General features: G+C 70.4%; 17 protein-coding genes. 7 read left to right on the forward strand and 10 right to left on the reverse strand.

Annotation, left to right across the window (positions count from 1 at the left end; genetic code table 11):
• Nucleotide 1: 1 nt before the first annotated feature.
• The 7 genes from ureG to ACZ6S6_RS04675 all read right to left on the reverse strand — a co-directional run bounded on the left by ureG (nucleotide 2) and on the right by ACZ6S6_RS04675 (nucleotide 5825).
• Entirely contained in the window at nucleotides 2-622 is a 621-nt protein-coding gene (gene ureG / locus ACZ6S6_RS04645; protein WP_362953035.1) for an urease accessory protein UreG, read from the reverse strand.
• Between the two features lie 30 nt (nucleotides 623-652).
• Nucleotides 653-1399 carry an urease accessory protein UreF gene (locus tag ACZ6S6_RS04650; protein WP_362953033.1) on the reverse strand — a complete coding sequence of 249 codons (747 nt, stop codon included), beginning with the start codon at nucleotides 1397-1399 and terminating at the stop codon, nucleotides 653-655.
• Nucleotides 1400-1403: 4 nt separating this feature from the next.
• Nucleotides 1404-3128, reverse strand: a complete 1725-nt coding sequence (gene ureC, locus ACZ6S6_RS04655; RefSeq protein WP_362953031.1) for an urease subunit alpha — start codon at nucleotides 3126-3128, stop codon at nucleotides 1404-1406.
• Nucleotides 3128-3619, reverse strand: coding sequence for an urease subunit beta (locus ACZ6S6_RS04660; protein ID WP_469703959.1), 492 nt, complete (start codon nucleotides 3617-3619; stop codon nucleotides 3128-3130). The genes ureC and ACZ6S6_RS04660 overlap by 1 nt, the downstream gene beginning before the upstream one ends.
• A complete protein-coding gene (locus ACZ6S6_RS04665) occupies nucleotides 3616-4488 on the reverse strand; it encodes a sirohydrochlorin chelatase (RefSeq protein WP_362953027.1) in 873 nt (290 codons plus the stop codon). Before ACZ6S6_RS04665 ends, ACZ6S6_RS04660 begins: the two co-directional genes overlap by 4 nt.
• Nucleotides 4489-4493: 5 nt before the next feature.
• A complete protein-coding gene (locus ACZ6S6_RS04670) occupies nucleotides 4494-4799 on the reverse strand; it encodes an urease subunit gamma (protein ID WP_073734599.1) in 306 nt (101 codons plus the stop codon).
• Nucleotides 4800-4862: 63 nt separating this feature from the next.
• On the reverse strand, nucleotides 4863-5825 hold the full coding sequence (locus tag ACZ6S6_RS04675; RefSeq protein WP_469703963.1) for an urea transporter: 963 nt from the start codon (nucleotides 5823-5825) through the stop codon (nucleotides 4863-4865).
• Between the two features lie 198 nt (nucleotides 5826-6023).
• Here ACZ6S6_RS04675 and ACZ6S6_RS04680 point away from each other — a divergent pair, with 198 nt between their 5' ends.
• Entirely contained in the window at nucleotides 6024-6494 is a 471-nt protein-coding gene (locus tag ACZ6S6_RS04680) for a fluoride efflux transporter FluC (RefSeq protein ID WP_362953023.1), read from the forward strand.
• Nucleotides 6491-6865: a fluoride efflux transporter FluC gene (locus tag ACZ6S6_RS04685; RefSeq protein WP_362953021.1), complete on the forward strand. Its 375-nt coding sequence runs from the start codon at nucleotides 6491-6493 to the stop codon at nucleotides 6863-6865. The genes ACZ6S6_RS04680 and ACZ6S6_RS04685 overlap by 4 nt, the downstream gene beginning before the upstream one ends.
• 79 nt (nucleotides 6866-6944) lie before the next feature.
• Here the strand turns inward: ACZ6S6_RS04685 and ACZ6S6_RS04690 are convergent, their stop codons facing one another.
• Together ACZ6S6_RS04690 and ACZ6S6_RS04695 are read right to left on the reverse strand one after the other, a co-directional pair.
• Complete coding sequence (locus ACZ6S6_RS04690) at nucleotides 6945-7121, reverse strand: hypothetical protein (protein WP_362953019.1); 177 nt, start codon at nucleotides 7119-7121, stop codon at nucleotides 6945-6947.
• A 350-nt stretch (nucleotides 7122-7471) separates the two neighbouring features.
• A complete protein-coding gene (locus tag ACZ6S6_RS04695; protein WP_469703967.1) occupies nucleotides 7472-8956 on the reverse strand; it encodes an SDR family NAD(P)-dependent oxidoreductase in 1485 nt (494 codons plus the stop codon).
• 210 nt (nucleotides 8957-9166) lie between these two features.
• Here ACZ6S6_RS04695 and ACZ6S6_RS04700 point away from each other — a divergent pair, with 210 nt between their 5' ends.
• From ACZ6S6_RS04700 to ACZ6S6_RS04720, 5 genes are all read left to right on the forward strand, one after another.
• Entirely contained in the window at nucleotides 9167-10045 is an 879-nt protein-coding gene (locus ACZ6S6_RS04700; protein WP_362953015.1) for an RNA polymerase sigma factor SigF, read from the forward strand.
• Between the two features lie 140 nt (nucleotides 10046-10185).
• Nucleotides 10186-11454 (forward strand): PP2C family protein-serine/threonine phosphatase, encoded by a 1269-nt coding sequence (locus ACZ6S6_RS04705; RefSeq protein ID WP_469703970.1) that lies wholly within the window; start codon nucleotides 10186-10188, stop codon nucleotides 11452-11454.
• A complete protein-coding gene (locus ACZ6S6_RS04710; RefSeq protein ID WP_362953013.1) occupies nucleotides 11451-13082 on the forward strand; it encodes a sensor histidine kinase in 1632 nt (543 codons plus the stop codon). The genes ACZ6S6_RS04705 and ACZ6S6_RS04710 overlap by 4 nt, the downstream gene beginning before the upstream one ends.
• Complete coding sequence (locus ACZ6S6_RS04715) at nucleotides 13079-13522, forward strand: response regulator (protein ID WP_469703972.1); 444 nt, start codon at nucleotides 13079-13081, stop codon at nucleotides 13520-13522. The genes ACZ6S6_RS04710 and ACZ6S6_RS04715 overlap by 4 nt, the downstream gene beginning before the upstream one ends.
• 99 nt (nucleotides 13523-13621) lie before the next feature.
• The gene (locus ACZ6S6_RS04720; RefSeq protein WP_362953009.1) at nucleotides 13622-14077 is read left to right on the forward strand and encodes an ATP-binding protein; all 456 of its coding nucleotides are present in this window, start codon (nucleotides 13622-13624) and stop codon (nucleotides 14075-14077) included.
• A gap of 52 nt (nucleotides 14078-14129) precedes the next feature.
• On the opposite strand, the gene ACZ6S6_RS04725 is transcribed toward ACZ6S6_RS04720, so the two are convergent.
• Nucleotides 14130-16481 carry a GH92 family glycosyl hydrolase gene (locus tag ACZ6S6_RS04725; protein WP_469703975.1) on the reverse strand — a complete coding sequence of 784 codons (2352 nt, stop codon included), beginning with the start codon at nucleotides 16479-16481 and terminating at the stop codon, nucleotides 14130-14132.
• Nucleotides 16482-16603 lie beyond the last annotated feature (122 nt).

Raw genomic sequence — 16603 nt, forward strand, 5'->3', positions numbered from 1 at the left:
CTCAGATCAGCACCTTGCGGCGCGATTCGAGGTAGACCGCGATGTCGTCGATGCCGACGCCGGTCAGGCAGTCGGTGAGGACGACGGGGCGGTTGTCCCGGACCCGGTGGGCGTCGGACTCCATGACGTTGATGTCCGTGCGGACGTACTTGGCGATATCGATCTTGTTGATGACGAGCAGATCGCACTCGGTGATGCCGGGGCCCCGCTTGCGGGGCATCTTCTCGCCCTCGGCGGTGTCCAGCACGAAGAGGAAGAGGTCCACGAGGGCCGGGCTGAAGGTCAGGGTGAGGTTGTCGCCGCCGGACTCGTAGAGCAGCGTGTCGGTGTCCGGGAAGCGCTCCAGCATCTCGGCGCCGGCCGCCAGGTTCATCGTGGGGTCGTCACGTACGGCGGTGTGCGGGCAGGCTCCCGTCTCGACCCCGACGACCCGTTCCGGTTCGAGGACCCCGGCCAGCGTGCGGCGGACGTGCTGGGCGTCCTCCTGGGTGTAGATGTCGTTGGTGATGACGGCGGGGCGGTGTCCGCGCTCGATCAGCATCGGCACCAGCGCCTCGATGAGCGCGGTCTTGCCGGATCCGACCGGTCCGCCGATGCCGACCCGCAGTACGTTGTCGTCCATGGTGCTCCCTGGGTGTGAGTCGGGTGGGTTTCAGCTGGCGAAGAGCCGGGCCTCGGCTCGTTCATGACGGCCCGACATGACGTCCGAGGCGAAGACGGTGGCGCCCACGTCGTCGAGTTCGCGCCGCAGCGCCGCCTCGACGGCCTCTTCGATGACGGGCGCCGCGCCCCGCAGGAGTGTCTGCGCCGAGCGGTGATCAGTCAGCCTCAGCCGCAGGGCCGCGCCCGCGAAGCTGACGCAGAACGCGAACAGGTCCGAGGCGACGGCCTGCCGGACCGGGACCCCGGTCGCGGCGTAGATGACACCGGCGGCCACCGCCTGGGTACCGGGGGCCTCCCGGCGGACCACGCGGCCGAAGTAGTCGCCGATCTCCGGGCGGTCGAAGACCTCCTGGCCCAGGTCGAGCAACTGCCGTCCGGTCCGGGTGGCGGCCTGGCGCATCTCGCGGCCCAGCTTGGTCGCGAAGAGGTGCTCGTCGATCCGGACGACGGCCGCCGGTTCGCCCGCCGCGGTCGCGCGGTGGGCGAGGGCGAGGGCCGTGGCGTCGGCGGGACCCACGCCGTGCAGCAGCAGGTCCCGGAGCAGCAGCGGGACGGCGGCGGGGTCGACGGCCCCGGCCTGGGCGAAGCCCTCCAGGCTGTGCGACAGCGTGTAGAAGCCACTCGGGAACGCGGAGTCGGTCAGCTGGAGGCTGACCAGCAGCGCTCCGAGACCCGTGCCGGCCGAGGTCATGACCGGCACGGGTTCGCCCACGGTGTCGCCCTCGTTGCGGTACACCGGCCTAGACCAGGAAGTACAGGTGGTTGAGGGGCAGCGTCTCGGCCGGGTCGATGGTGGCGACCTTGCCGTTGAGCGTGACCTTGAACGTCTCCGGGTCGACCTGGATGTCCGGCAGGGCGTCGTTGCGGATCATGTTGTGCTTGCCGATGGTGCGGGTGCGCCGGACCGGCAGGACCGTGCGCTCCAGGCCGAGTTCGGCCGGCACCCCGGCGGCGATGCCCGCCTGGGACATGAAGGTGACGTGGGTCGCCTGCAATGCCTTGCCGTACTGGCCGAACATCGGCCGGTAGATGACCGGTTGCGGGGTCGGAAGCGAGGCGTTGGGGTCGCCCATCTGAGCCCAGGAAACGATGCCGCCCTTGATCACCATCTTCGGCTTGGCCGCGAAGGAGTGGATGGGCCACAGCACGATGTCGGCGAGCTTGCCCTTCTCGATCGATCCCACGTGCTCGGCGATGCCGGAGGCGATGGCCGGGTTGATGGTGACCTTGGCGAGGTAGCGCAGCACCCGCTGGTTGTCGTTGCGCGCCGAGTCGCCCTCCATCCTGCCCAGCTTGTCCTTGCAGTGGTGCGCGGTCTGGAAGGCCCGGGTGACGGACTCCCCGACCCGGCCCATGGCCTGGGAGTCGGAGGAGAACATGCTGATCACACCGAGGTCGTGCAGCACGGACTCGGCGGCGATCGTCTCGGCCCGCACCCGGCTGTCGGCGAAGGACACGTCCTCGGGGATGTCATGGCTGAGGTGGTGGCAGACCATGACCATGTCCAGGAGCTCGTCCACCGAGTTCTTGGTGTAGGGCAGGGTCGGGTTGGTGGAGGACGGCAGGATGTTCGGCTCGCCGGCGACCCGCATGATGTCGGGGGCGTGGCCGCCGCCCGCGCCCTCGCTGTGGAAGGTGTGGATGGCCCGGCCGTCGATCGCGGAGCGGGTGTCCTCGAAGAAACCGCTCTCGTTCAGGCTGTCGGTGTGGATGGAGACCTGGACGTCGTGCGCGTCGGCGACGTTCAGGGCGTTGTCGATGACGGCCGGGGTGGCGCCCCAGTCCTCGTGCACCTTGAGCCCGCAGGCGCCCGCCACGACCTGCTCGTTGAGCGCTTCCGGCAGGCTGCCGTTGCCCTTGCCCATGATGCCGAGGTTGACCGGGAAGCCCTCGGCGGCCTGGAGGAACCTGGCGATGTTGAACGGGCCGGGGGTGCAGGTGGTGCCGTTGGTGCCGTCCGTCGGTCCGGTGCCGCCACCGATGAGGGTGGTGATGCCGTTGGTGAGCGCCTGTTCGGCCTGTTGCGGGGCGATCAGGTGGACGTGGGTGTCGATGGCGCCCGCGGTGGCGATGAGGTGCTCCCCCGCGATGGCCTCGGTGCCCGGACCGATGATCAGGTCCGGATCGACGTTGTTCTGGGTCTGCGGATTGCCGGACTTGCCGATGCCGACGATGAAGCCGTCCTTGATGCCGATGTCGCACTTGACGACGCCGACCATCGGGTCGATGACCACGACGTTGGTGATGACGGTGTCGAGAGCGCCCTGGGCGGACGTGGCCTGCGGGTCGGAGGCCATGCCGTCCCGCATGGTCTTGCCGCCGCCGTAGAGGACCTCGTCGCCGTACTCGCCCTCGCTGTAGTCCTTCTCGACCTCGACGACGAGGTTGGTGTCGGCGAGGTGGAAGCGGTCGCCGACCGTCGGGCCGAACATGTCGGTGTACTGCTTGCGGGGCAGGATGGGCATCAGCGCGAACCCTTCTTCTTTTCCTTGGTGGCCTTGGCAGGCTTGGCAGGCTTGGAGGCGGGCTTGGTGGCCCTGGCGGCGGGCTTGGCGGCCCTGGTGCTCCTGGCGGCGGCGGTGTTCTGCGCGCCCTGGAAGCCCTGCTCGATGGCCTTGCGGACGGCTTCGACACGTGCGGGGTGGGAGGCGAGGCTGCCGTTGAGGAGCCCGCTGAAGCCGATCAGCCGGCCGGTTCCTCCGTACGCGCACAGCTCGACCTCGCGCGAGCCGCCGGGCTCGAAGCGCACGGAGGTGCCGGCGGGGATGTTGAGGTGCATGCCGAGCGTCTCCTGGCGGTCGAACGACAGCGCCGAGTTGACCTCGAAGAAGTGGTAGTGCGAGCCGATCTGGACCGCACGGTCACCGGTGTTGCTCACGGTGAGCTTCAGCGTGCGGCGGCCCGCGTTGATCTCGATGGGGTCCTTGCCGTAGAGGTACTTCTGACGGAACGTCATGCGATGCTCCTGATGACTTGGCCCGCTCCATCGGCGGACGGGTGCTGATGCGTGTGCGTATGGCCTGGGCCGTGATCGTGGTGGTGACCGGGCCCGTGACCGTGGTGGTGGTCGTGGTCGTGCCCCTCGCCCGGTGGGTGGGTGTGGGAGTGACCGTGGTTCTCGGCCGCGGTCAGCCCGGTCGCGATGCCGTCGTCGCCGTGCTCGCGCCGGCGCCGCCGGGCGTCGGCCACCCGCTCGGCCAGCACCCGTCGCAGCGCGGACGCGGGCACGAGAGGACCCGCGCGGTCCACCGGCGGCCGCGCCGCGCCGGTGACCTCCGGCGCCTCCGGCGGCGCGAACCCGGCCGGAAGCAGCGTGACGCGCTCCGCGCCGAGCAGCCCGCAGCGCCGGACGCCCTCGGCCGGGTCCGGGTCCCCGCCGGTGAACGCCACCTCGACCAGGGCGTGCCGCCCGTAGCGGCGTACGAGTGCGGCGATCCGGTACAGCTCCGCGTCCTCGAACGGGTCGCCGGACGGGGCCGTGACCAGCAGGGCGGAGGCCTCGGGCACCCGTCCGGCCGCCGCGCGCAGCCAGCCGACGAGGTGCTGGGCGGTGCCGAACGGTGCGGCGAGCACGGTCGCCGCCCGTTCGCCGGCGGGAACGGCGCGCAGGGTCCGGGCGGTGTCCGCGACGAGTTCGGGGTCCCGGCCGAGCGTCATCGGGACGACCACGGTCTCCTCACCCCGGCGCAGGTGCGCGGAGATGCTCCGGAACAGCTCGCGCCCGCTCGGCACGACGCTCACCCCGGGGTCCACGAGTCCGTCCAGCGCACGCCCGTACGCCGCTTCGTGGCCGCACACGGCGATGACCGCGCAGCGCTCGGCCACCGGGGTCAGCCCCCGATCGGGTCGTGGCAGGACACCAGCTTCGTACCGTCCACGAAGGACGCCTCGACCTGGAGCAGGCCGAGCATCTCCCGTACGCCGGGCATGGTGTCCGGCTCACCCACGACATGGCGGCCCAGTTCCATGCAGTCGGCGACGCTCCTGCCGTCACGCGCGGCTTCGAGGATCGCCTCGGTGATCAGCGCGACCGACTCGCTGTAGTTGAGCTTGAGGCCGCGTCCCTGGCGTTTGCGGGCCAGGTCGGCCACCACGTACACCAGCAGCTTGTCGATCTCGCGAGGGGCGAGGTTCATCGTCAGTACCTTCCTCGGGTTGTACGGGCAGAGTGCGGAGGGCGGGGGCCCCGTGAGGGGCGGTCAGCCGCTCCGGCGAAGGCGGGGCAGCAGCGGCACGGCGGCCATCAGCGTCCAGGTGGTGAGAATGAACGGCCAGGTGAAGGTGTGGCCGCCGAAGGGTTTGAAGAAGGACGTCAGCGCCGCCGTCAGCCCGGTGCTGACCGCGGCGCCGAACAGCGCGTACACGCCGGTCCAGACCGTGTTCGCCATGAAGACCGCACCGATGGCGATGGCCACGAGCACCGCGTTGTATCCGTAGATTCCGTTGGCGATCAGCGCCGTCGGCGCGCCCAGCACCCATGCGGCGACGATGCCGAGCACGCTGCCGGCCGCCGCGTAGAGCACGACGCGCAGGCCGGCCAGGGCGAGGCCGACGAACATGATCAGTCCGACGTACCAGCTGTCGATCAGGAACACCTGCGAGAGGTTGTTGAAGAACGCGTGCCACAGGGCGTTCCAGGTCCACCCGGTCTCGCCGGTGGTGGTGCTGGCCACGGAGGCCGGGGCGCCGTGCCAGATCCGCTCGAACGAGGGGGCGCCCACCACCATCACTCCGGAGACCAGGCAGAAGGGCGCGGTCAGGGGGGTGAGCCCATAAGGGCCGAGGAAGGTGCCCAGGGCGGCCATCAGCAGGGTGCACATGATGGCGCCGACGACGGTCAGCACATAGGTGGCGAGATGGTTCCCCAGCGAGGAGACGAGGGCGATGCCCGTCAGGCAGCCCGCGTATCCCTGGAGGCCGAGTGCGATCCCCGACCGGTCGACGGCGAGGGCGTAGGCGGTCGCGGTGGCGAGCAGTGTGCCGAGCGTGGCGAAGAGGCCGTTCTGCCAGCCGGACACCCACAGTGCGGTGAGGATCGCCAGGCCGGTCAGCAGTCCGGCCTGAAGATCGACCTGGCCGAATCCCCGTAGGGAGGCCAGCATGTACGCGGACGGCTGACGGCTCTCCAGCCGCCGGACGATCTCGGGCTCGGCGAGGGGCAAGGCTGACTCCAGCGACTCGACAGCGAAGGACCGCCCCGGCCCGCAGACCGGGAGGGCGCATATCTACATCTGCTATCAAGACACAGAGTGATCGGATAATCGCGCTGTGCGGTGTTCGGGTAGCCCAACCGGGTACGGGATCCGGCCTCCCAGCGCGCTCGCCCCCCGGTCGCCCCGTCCGCTCCCTAGATTCGCGGAATGTCCCCCAAGATGCGGCTGAACCGCCATAGCCACCCCGATCACCACCCGGGGGTGCAGCTGTCGGTCGTGGGCGCCGTCGCGGTCGGCGGCGCCGCCGGAGCCGTCGCCCGGTACGGCGCCGAGCGCCTCTGGCCGACCGGCACCTCGGCCTTCCCGTGGACGATTCTCCTGGTCAACACGGTGGGCTGTTTCCTGATGGGCGTCCTGATGGTCACCGTGAAGCTGCGCTTCCCCGGTGCTCCCCGGCTGATCAGTCCGCTGCTCGGCACCGGTGTGCTCGGTGGATTCACCTCGTTCTCGCACTACACGGACAACGTCCGGGAGCTGTTCGAGAACCACCAGCCGGGGTACGCGGTCGGCTGCCTGGTGCTGACCGTGGTGGCCGCACTGGCCGCCGTGACGGCGGGGGCGTTCGTCACCCACTTCGCCTTCGGGCGTTCCTACGCCACGCAGAGTGACGCGTCATGACCGACTGGCTGCTCGTCTTCGCCGGCGGACTCGTGGGCGCGCCGCTGCGCTACTACCTCGGGGTGGACGCGAAGTTCCGGCTGCACAGTGTCTTCCCGTGGGGCACCTTCGCCGCCAACGCCGCCGCGGCACTGTTCGTCGGCTTCATCGCCGAGGCGGTGGCCGGCGGGAACCTGGAACCCCGGCTCCATCTGCTGCTCGCCACCGGGTTCTGCGGGGCCCTGTCGACCTGGTCGACGTTCTCCTACGAACTGCTGACCCTGAACTCCGCCCGCCGGCTGACGCTGGCGGCGGGCTATCTGCTGCTCACCGTGGGCGCGGGGGTCGGTCTCTCGTTCGCCGGGGCCGCCGTGGCCCGCGCGGTCTTCTGAGCGGGGTCACCCACCGCACGGCCGAGCTCCGGCCCCCGCCCCGTTTCGGGGTGCAGACCGGAGCTCGGTGGTGAAGCACTCAGTCGATTCCGGGCAGGATGTGCGGCTCGGCGAGGTCGTCCTCGTAGCCGGCCAGCCGGATCGGTGCGGACCTGGCCCAGACCTCGATGTTCCGGAGCTTCTCGGGCCTGCGGGCCCGGTCTCCTTGCCGTTCGGCCGGTCGCTTCTCGTACTTCGTCAGTTCCGGTGTCGTCACCGCGCACTCCTTTGTGTCGCGTAACCCCGGGCGTCGCCGGCGGTCCGGCTTCAATACCGGCACATCGACCGCCCGTCAGGGCAGGGGCAGGATCAGCTTCGGTCGCGGTGGCGCCGGGTACGGGGCGGGACGGCGGCCTGGTTGGCAGGCCTGTCCCAGGACGGCCGAGGAACCTTCGTGGGTCCCCTGGTGGCGTCCGTTCCCCTCAGAGTAACCAAATGAGCACATCTATGCTCGTTGGAACGTGTGCCCTGGGTCACTTTCAGCCACCACTTATGGAAAAGACCCGGCCCGGGAGGGTTCCCGGGCCGGGTCTTTCCGGCTGCGTGGAGGGGTGCTGTTCCGGACCGCTACCAGTTCGCGGGGGCGTAGTCCTTGAGGAAGCAGCCGTACATCGTCTCGCCCGCCTCACCGCGGACGATCGGGTCGTAGACGCGGGCGGCGCCGTCGACCAGGTCGAGCGGGGCGTGGAAGCCCTCCTCGGCCAGCCGGATCTTGTCGGGGTGCGGCCGCTCGTCGGTGATCCAGCCGGTGTCGACGGCGGTCATCAGGATGCCGTCCTTCTCGAACATCTCCTGGGCGCTGGTGCGGGTCAGCATGTTCAGCGCGGCCTTGGCCATGTTGGTGTGCGGGTGGCCCGCGCCCTTGTAACCGCGGCCGAAAACGCCTTCCATCGCGGAGACGTTGACCACGTAGGAGTGCTTGGCGGCGGTCGCGGCCATCGCCGGGCGGAGCCGGCTGATCAGGATGAACGGCGCGGTCGAGTTGCAGAGCTGGACTTCCAGCAGCTCGATCGGCTCGACCTCGTCGACTGTCTGGATCCAGCTGTTGGTGTGGTGCAGGTCCGGGACGAGCCCGCCCGCGTCGATGGCGGTGCCGGCGGCGATGCGTTCGAGCGACGCGGATCCGGTGACCAGCGCGAGACCGGTGACGTCCTGCGCGCTCAGCCCCTCCTTGCGGGCGGCGGGCAGCGCGGCGACGCGGTCGACGGTGCCGCTGCCGAAGGTGCCGATCACCTCGGCGGCGGGAAGCTCGCCCGCGGGCAGCGGGGCCGACTCGGCACCGAGCAGTTCGCTGTACGCCTGCGGCGAGCGGCGCACCGTCTGCGCGGCGTTGTTGATCAGGATGTCCAGCGGACCCTCGGCGGCGACCGAGTCGGCGAGCGCGACGACCTGGGCGGGGTCACGCAGATCGATGCCGACGATCTTCAGCCGGTGGATCCATTCGCCGCTGTCCGGCATCGCCTTGAAGCGGCGGATCGCGTCGTTGGGGAAGCGGGTGGTGATCGTGGTGTGCGCGCCGTCACGCAGCAGCCGCAGCGCGATGTACATACCGATCTTGGCGCGGCCGCCGGTGAGCAGCGCGCGGCGTCCGGTCAGATCGGTGCGCGCGTCACGGCGGGAGCGGTTCTCCCGGGCGCACGACTGGCAGAGCTGGTGGTAGAACGCGTCCACCTCGACGTACCGCGTCTTGCAGATGTAGCAGGACCGGGGTCGCTGGAGGACGCCCGCGATCTCCGCGGCGGCGGAGGAGGACGGCAGGACACCCTGCGTCTCGTCGTCGATGCGCTCGGCCGAACCGGTCGCGGTGGCCTCGGTGACGGCCTTGTCGTGCGCGGTCTTGGCGGCCCGGCGCTCCTGGCGGCGGCGCTGCTTCACGGTCCGGTAGACACCGGCGGTGGCGCGGCGCACCGCGATGGCGTCCGGGTGGTCGACCTCGATGGCGTCGAGTTCGTCGAGCACGCTCAGACAGACGGCCAGCCGCTGCGGGTCGATACCGGGACCGAACTCCTCGATATCGGGCACGAGCTCCGGGCCGTCCTCTGTCACCGTCATTGCCGTTCCTCTGTCATTTGTCTCTTGTGGCGGCGAACGCCCCGGTCAAGTTTGCCATGCGCCGGGCGCTGCTCCGTTCGCGTGAAGCGGGGGCTTCCGCCGCCGCCGGTGCCTCCGGAGGAAATATCCCGGAAGGGATACCGAGGAATGACTTCGCATCCGCCGGGCAGGAGCCGTTCGACACATTCGCGTTCCAGGGAGGGCGACACCATGGCAGTGAGTTCCGCGCGGACGACCGGAGCAGTGGGCACACCGGGCCACGGCATCGAGCGGACCGGCGAGCTGCCCTGGATCGAGGACACCGGGAAGATCGCGCCCCAGGACGCCCGCGCCCTGTCGAAGCTGTTCCTCGACCGCCTCCAGGAACTGGAGGAGGGCACCCCGGCCCACGCGTACGCCCGCAACACCCTGATCGAGATGAATCTCTCCCTGGTGCGCTACGCGGCCTCGCGTTTCCGCAACCGGGCCGGCGACGACACCGAGGACATCATCCAGGTCGGCACGATCGGCCTGATCAAGGCGATCGACCGGTTCGACCTGTCCCGTGAGGTGGAGTTCGCGACCTTCGCGGTGCCGTACATCGTGGGCGAGATCAAGCGGTTCTTCCGTGACACCACGTGGGCGGTGCACGTCCCGCGGCGGCTGCAGGAACTGCGCGTCGATCTGGCCAAGGCCAAGGAGCAGCTCTCGATCGAGCAGGACCGGGAGCCCACCGTCAAGGAGCTCGCCGCGTACCTCGATCTCCCCGAGGAAGAGGTCATCGAGGGCCTGGTCGCCGCCAACGGCTACTCGGCCGGTTCGCTGGACACCCCCGCGGTCGACAGCGACTCCGGCAAGGACCGGCGCACCTTCGCCGATCTGCTCGGCGAGCCGGATCCCGCGATGGAGAGCGTCGAGAACCTCCAGGCGCTGGCGCCGCTCCTCGAACAGCTCGGCACCCGGGAGCGCCGTATCGTCCAGATGCGCTTCGGCCAGGAGCTGACCCAGTCCCAGATCGGCGCCGAGCTGGGCGTCTCCCAGATGCATGTGTCGCGGCTGCTCTCCAGGATCGTCGGCCGGCTGCGCACCGGGATGTGCGTCGAGAGCTGATACCGGCCGTCTTCGCCGCCCGGACCGTTCACGGTCCGGGCGGTTGTCGTGCACCGGCCCGTTCCTCCACGCTTCGGTCACATATGCTTCCCTCCGATACGGCTCGGAGTGGACTGTGCCGTCCGTACGAGGGGTGGAGAGTGGTCGAGCTCCCTGCGGGCCGGGCGGTGGCGCGTTCCGCGCACACCGCCCCAGTCCCGGCACAGCACGGGGTCCTCCCGGCAGGCAACGGTTCGGTGTGGAACGTCGACGCCGTGATCCTGCTGGTCGAGGACGACGCGGGTGACGCGCTCCTGGTCGAGGAGATGCTCGCGGACAGCGAGCTGGACTCCGCGCTGACCTGGTGCAAGACGCTGGCCGAGGCACGCCGTTTCCTGGCCGCCTGCCGTACGCCCTGCTGTGTGCTGCTCGACCTCCACCTTCCCGATGTGCACGGGCTCGACGCCGTCACCCAGCTCGTCGAGTCGGCGCCCGACGCCGCCGTCGTGGTGCTGACCGGTATGGCCGAGGCCGACACGGGCCTGTCGGCCGTGGCGACCGGTGCCCAGGACTACCTGGTCAAGGGCCGGCTGGACCCGCAGGCGCTGGGCCGCTCGGTGCGCTACGCCCTCCAGCGCAAGCAGGTGGAGCGGGCCGCCGGTGCGCTGCGCGCCAACCAGCTGATGGCACAGGAGAACGCCCGCCTGGAGCGGGGCCTGCTGCCGGTCCCGCTGCTGCACGACAACAGGTTCGAGGCGGTGGCGCGGTACGAGCCGGGCCGGGCGCACGCGCTGCTGAGCGGTGATTTCTACGACGTGGTGCAGACGTCCGACGGGACGGTGCACGCGGTGATCGGCGATGTGTCGGGGCACGGGGCGGCGGAGGCGGCTCTCGGGGTCTGTCTGCGGGTGGCCTGGCGCACGGCGGTGCTGTGCGCGACCGACCAGCTCGAACAGGTCCGGATCCTGGAGGAGATCCTGGTCGCCGAACGGTCGGATACCCATCTCTTCGCCACCGTCACCACCCTCGCCTTCCGGCCGGAAGGGCGCAGGGTCCAGGTGGTCCGGGCCGGGCACCCCGGGCTGCTGGTGCGCGGCGGCACTGAGGTGAGCTGGATCGAGCCGGAGCCCGGCATGGCGCTGGGTCTGCTGCCCGGCGCCGGCCGGTGGACCACGACCGAGCTGACCCTGCCCGAGGACGGCCGGATCGTCCTGTTCACCGACGGGCTCTTCGAGGGGCGCACCGGACCGGACTCCCGGCTGGGCGAGGACGGGCTGCTGGCCATGGCCCGCCGTCACGGGGCTCTCACGGCCCGCTCCTTCGTCGACGCCCTGGTCGACGAGGCGTCCGAGGCAGCGGGCCCGTACGGCGGTCTCGCCGACGACGTGGCCGTGCTCCATCTGGGCTGGGCACACGGAGACGGGCGGTGAACCGCAGGCACCCGTCGGCGGATCCGCACCGGCCGGGACTCGTCGCGCGTCTGTCGGTCCAGAACTGGGTCCATCTGATCCTCGGCGGCTTCGTCCTGGTCGTCTGCGGCGCGCTGGTGACCGGTGGTCTGGTGATGTCCCGGATGTCCGATCGCACCACCGAACTGGTGGACCGCATCCAGCCCGCCCGCTCCGCCTCCTTCCAGCTCCAGAACGCCCTGCTCGACCAGGAGACCGGGGTCCGCGGCTTCGCCCTCACCGGCGACTCCTCCTTCCTCCAGCCGTACGGGGCGGGGATGCGCGCCGAGCGGCTGCGGCTGAGCCGGGTGCGGACCCTGGTCGGTGACGAGCAGCCGTTCGACCGTGACCTGGACCGGATCGCCGCCGCCGCCCGGACCTGGCGCGCCCAGCACGCCGAGCCGCTGATCGCCGCGGTCCGCAGGGACGGCCCGGCGTCGGAGTCCTCGGTACCGATCCGGCGCAGCAAGAACGAGTTCGACACACTGCGCCGGCTGTACACGGCGCAGCAGGCCCACCTCGACACGGCCCGTGACCGGGCCCGCGCCGATCTGGGCGAGGCCCGCACCACCCGGGACCGGGTGGTGCTCGCGCTGGTCGCCGGGTTCCTGCTGGCCGTGGTCTCGCTGAGTCTGCTGCTGCACCGGATGGTGGGCCGCCCGCTGAACCGGCTGAGCGCCGCTTCGGACCGGGTGCGCTCGGGTGCCTTCCGCAACAGGATCGAGGTCCGGGGCCCGTCCGACGTCCGGGCGGTGGCGGCCGCTGTCGAGGACATGCGCCGGCGCATCGTGGAGGAACTCGCCGAGTCCCAGGAGCGCGAGACACTGCTGGCCGAGCAGGCGCAGGAGCTGCGGCGGTCCAACGCGGAACTGGAACAGTTCGCCTATGTGGCCTCCCACGATCTGCAGGAGCCGTTGCGCAAGGTGGCCTCGTTCTGCCGGCTCCTGGAGAAGCGTTACGCCGGCGAGCTGGACGACCGCGCGCATCAGTACATCGACTTCGCGGTCGACGGCGCCAAGCGGATGCAGGTGCTCATCAACGACCTGCTCACCTTCTCCCGGGTGGGCCGGGTCCACGACAAGTGGCGGACGGTCGGCCTGGACCGGTGTCTGGACCGCGCGCTGGCCAATCTGGCCCTGGTCATCGAGGAGTCCGGCGCCGTCGTCGTCCGGGAGGACCCGCTTCCCGAGGTCACCGGGGACGCGACGGCGCTCTCCATGGTCTGGCAGAACCTGATCGGGAACGCGGTGAAGTTCCGCCGCCCCGGCGTGCCGTGCGTGATCACCGTCAGCTGTGCGCGCGAGGGCGACGACTGGTGCTTCACCGTGGCGGACAACGGCATCGGCATCGCGCCGGAGTTCTCGGAGAAGGTGTTCGTGATCTTCCAGCGGCTGCACGGCCGCGACGAGTACGAGGGCACGGGCATCGGGCTCGCCCTCTGCCGGAAGATCATCGAGTTCCACGGAGGACGGATCTGGCTGGCTCCGGGCTCCTGCGGGGGAACCCGGATCCGCTTCGCCCTGCCCGTGGACGCCGAGGCGCCCACCCACACCACGGCGGAACTGCTCGCCCCCGCCCCGTCCACCACCCCCTCGGGAGAGACCTCGTGACCACCCTTGAGCACCCCCTGGAGGTCCTGCTCGTGGAGGACGACGCCGGGGACGAACTGATGACGCGTGAGGCGTTCGAGGACAACGGGGTCCGCCACACGCTCCATGTGGTGCGGGACGGGCAGGAGGCGCTGGACTTCCTGTACCGGCGGGAGGGCCACTGCGGCGCGCCCCGTCCGGACCTGGTGCTGCTGGATCTGAATCTGCCGAAGTACGACGGGCGCGAGGTGCTGAAGCGGATCAAGACGGATCCGGAACTCGCGCTGATTCCGGTGGTCGTGCTCACCACCTCGTCGGCCGAGGAGGATGTACTGCGCAGCTACACGCTGCACGCGAACGCCTATGTGACCAAGCCCGTCGACGCGGATCAGTTCATCGACGCGGTGCGGCAGATCGACGACTTCTTCGTCCAGTTGGTCAGGCTGCCCGGACGTGGCTGAGATCTGCCGTGAATTTTCCGGAGTGGGACCGTCGCGGGCGGGTAGGCGAACGCCTGGACATGGTCACCGAACTCCCCTGCGTCGCCCTGGCTGGAGCACATGAACGAACAGGTCACCTCCCGGCCGGCCGGCCGCCCCGGTGGCGACCGGCCCACGGAGGTTTTGCACAGCTCCGAGGTCTTCGACGGCGAACCCGGCTGCATCGCGCAGGCACGGGCCCTCGCCGACCGGTTCCTCGCGCGGCTGGCCGCCGAGTGGCTCGCGGTGTTCGGGGAGCACACCCGCAGCGATCTGATGCTGGCGGTCAGCGAGCTGGTCACCAACGCCGACCGCTACAGCCAGGGCCCGTATCTTCTGGAGCTGGAAGGCACCGCCGAGCGGGTCAGTGTCACGGTGTACGACAGCAACACGGCGCTTCCGATGTTCTACTCCCCCGACCCCACGCGCCCCGGCGGCCACGGCATGGAGATCGTCGTGGCGCTCTGCGACCGGCTGACCGCCGAGCGGGTGCCGGTGGGCAAGCGCATCCGGGCAGAGTTCGAACTGAGCAGTTGAACCACCGAGCTGTGGGGCGGGCGGGACGCCGCCCGCCCCACTTCCATCCCGGTCAGCCCAGCGCGGGCGGAGCGTCCTCGGGCGCGGTGCCCCAGGCCGACGGCTCGCTGCCCACCGTGAAGGAGAGCGAGCGGGCCGAGCGGATGTCGTCCGTGGTGAGGTAGGTGCGCGACTGCCGCGCACCGTCTAGCCGGGCCGACTGGATGTAGCGGTCGGTGTCCGATGCCCCGGGCGCGCTCACCGTGAGCGAGCCGCGCGGGTAGTACCGGCGGTCGAGCCTGATGTCGACGCGCTCGAACGCGGGCGTGGAGAGACCCCAGGTGTCGGTGCCCGGCTGGACCGGGAAGACGCCGATCGAGGAGAGCACCATCCAGGCGGACATGGTGCCCAGATCGTCATTGCCCGTCATGCCGGTCGGGCCGTTGGTGAAGAGCGTCAGGGCCGCGTGGACCACATCGGTCGTCTTCCACGGCTGGCCGGTGGAGAGATAGGTGTACGGGGCGATGAGGTCCGGCTCGTTCTGCGGGTTGTACTTGTCGGCGTTGTAGTACGCGTACGGGCCGTTGACCCAGACCTCACGGGCTGTCTTCGCGGGGTCGTCCAGCAGCTCGTCGTACGCGAAGAAGGAGTCGAGCCGCTCGTTGGCGGCGTCCTTGCCGCCGATCAGGTCGACCATGCCGGGGATGTCCTGCGGCACCATCCACTGGTACTGCCAGGACGTGCCCTCGTGGAAGCCCTCGCTCTCGGCCGGGTCGGCGGGACCGGTGAAGGCACCGGAGGCGTCGCGGGCGCGGAAGAAGCCGGTCGACGGGTCGAAGATCTTCCGGTAGTTCTGGGCGCGGGTGTCGTAGCGGGCGGCGTCGGCGTCATGGCCGAGGTCGCGGGCCATCTCGGCGAGCATTCCGTCGGAGAGGGCGTACTCCAGGGTGGCGGAGGCGCCGTGGTCGTAGTCCGAGTCGCCGGGCTTGGCGTGCTGACGGTCCTTGATGTACGGGGCGAAGCCGTCCTTCAGGTACTCGACGTTGGCTTCCCGGCCGACCGGGGCCGAGTCCGCGGCCGGCACACCGTCCGCGTTCTTCTTCAGGGCGCGGTAGGCCTGTTCCTCGTACCCCTTCAGCAGGCCCTGCTGGTAGGCGTTGGTCAGGAAGGGGGTGACCGGGTCGCCGGTCATGATGTTCGTCTCGACCGTGCCGTAGCCCCACTTGGGCAGCCAGCCGCTCTCGGCGTCGATCCGCAGGACGGATATCGCCATGTCGCGGGACTCGCGCGGGGCGAGCAGCGAGAGGAGCTGGGCCTGGGTGCGGTAGGTGTCCCAGAGGGACCAGTTCTGGTAGTAGGTGAAGCCGTTGGCGCGGTGCTTCTTCTGGTCCCAGCCGGTGTAGCGGCCGTCCACGTCGCTGCCGACGTTGGGCGCGAGGAAGGACCGGTAGAGGGACGAGTAGAAGGTGCGGCGCAGCTCGTCGCTGCCGCCCTGGGCCTTCACGCCTTCGAGGCGGTCCTCCCAGCCGCGCTGCGCGGCGCGCTCGACGCGGTCGAAGCTGCGGCCGCCCTCGGCGCGGAGGTTGAGCGCGGCGCCCTTGGCGTCGACGTAGCTCAGCGCCGTGGTGGCCTCGACGGTCCGGTCCTTGCTGGTGTCGAAGCGGAGCCAGGCGCCGTTGCGGGCGTCGGTGGCCGAGGACTTCCGGGAGCCCTCGGTGACGGTGTCGCCGTTCCAGGTGCCGGAGGTGGTGAACGGGCGGTCGAAGTGGGTGACCGTGTAGACCGTGTACGGCTTGGTGTCCTGGCAGAAGCCGCTGCCGGTGATCGCGGTGCGCACGGTGCGGCTGTCCAGGATCTCGACCTCGGAGGAGAGCGTCCTGTGCAGCGACTGGCCCGCGTTGAGCAGGACGTTGGCCTTGTCGGTGGCCGGGAAGGTGTAGCGCTGCACACCGGTGCGCTGCGTCGCGGTCAGTTCCGCGCCGATGCCGGTCTTGAGCCCGACCTTGTAGTAGCCGGGGCTCGCCTGCTCGTCGTCGTGGCTGAACTCGGCCGCGTACTTCGCGTAGTCGGTCTCGGTGACGTCGCCGGTGGTGGGCAGGGTCGGCAGGTCGCCGCCCAGACCGCAGCCGACGCCGGAGAGATGGACCGCGGAGAAGCCGCGGATGTGGTTCTCGCCGTAGTCGTATCCGGTGTTGTGGCCGGTGTCCGGGGAGAGCTGCACCATGCCGAAGGGCACGGAGGCGCCGGGGTAGGTGTTGCCCTCGTTCTGGGTGCCGATGAACGGGTTGACCAGATCGGTCAGCCGGCCGTCGGTCCGGGGCGCGGCCTGGGCCGTGGCCCCGCCGGTGAGGACACCGCCCAGGAGCGCGGCGGCGGCGAGTGCGGCCGCCGGGCCGCGGAGTCGCGGCCGTGGGGTCCGGTGCATGGGGATACTCCTTCGGACAACGTTGTCAGAGCGCGATCATTCTTGGTTCCCCGTTGACCCGCGTCAAGGGGTCGGACGGTGCCGCTCCGGCCCGCCCGCGCACGGGACGGGCCGGAGCGGCA

Source organism: Streptomyces sp. NPDC048671 (assembly GCF_055587045.1).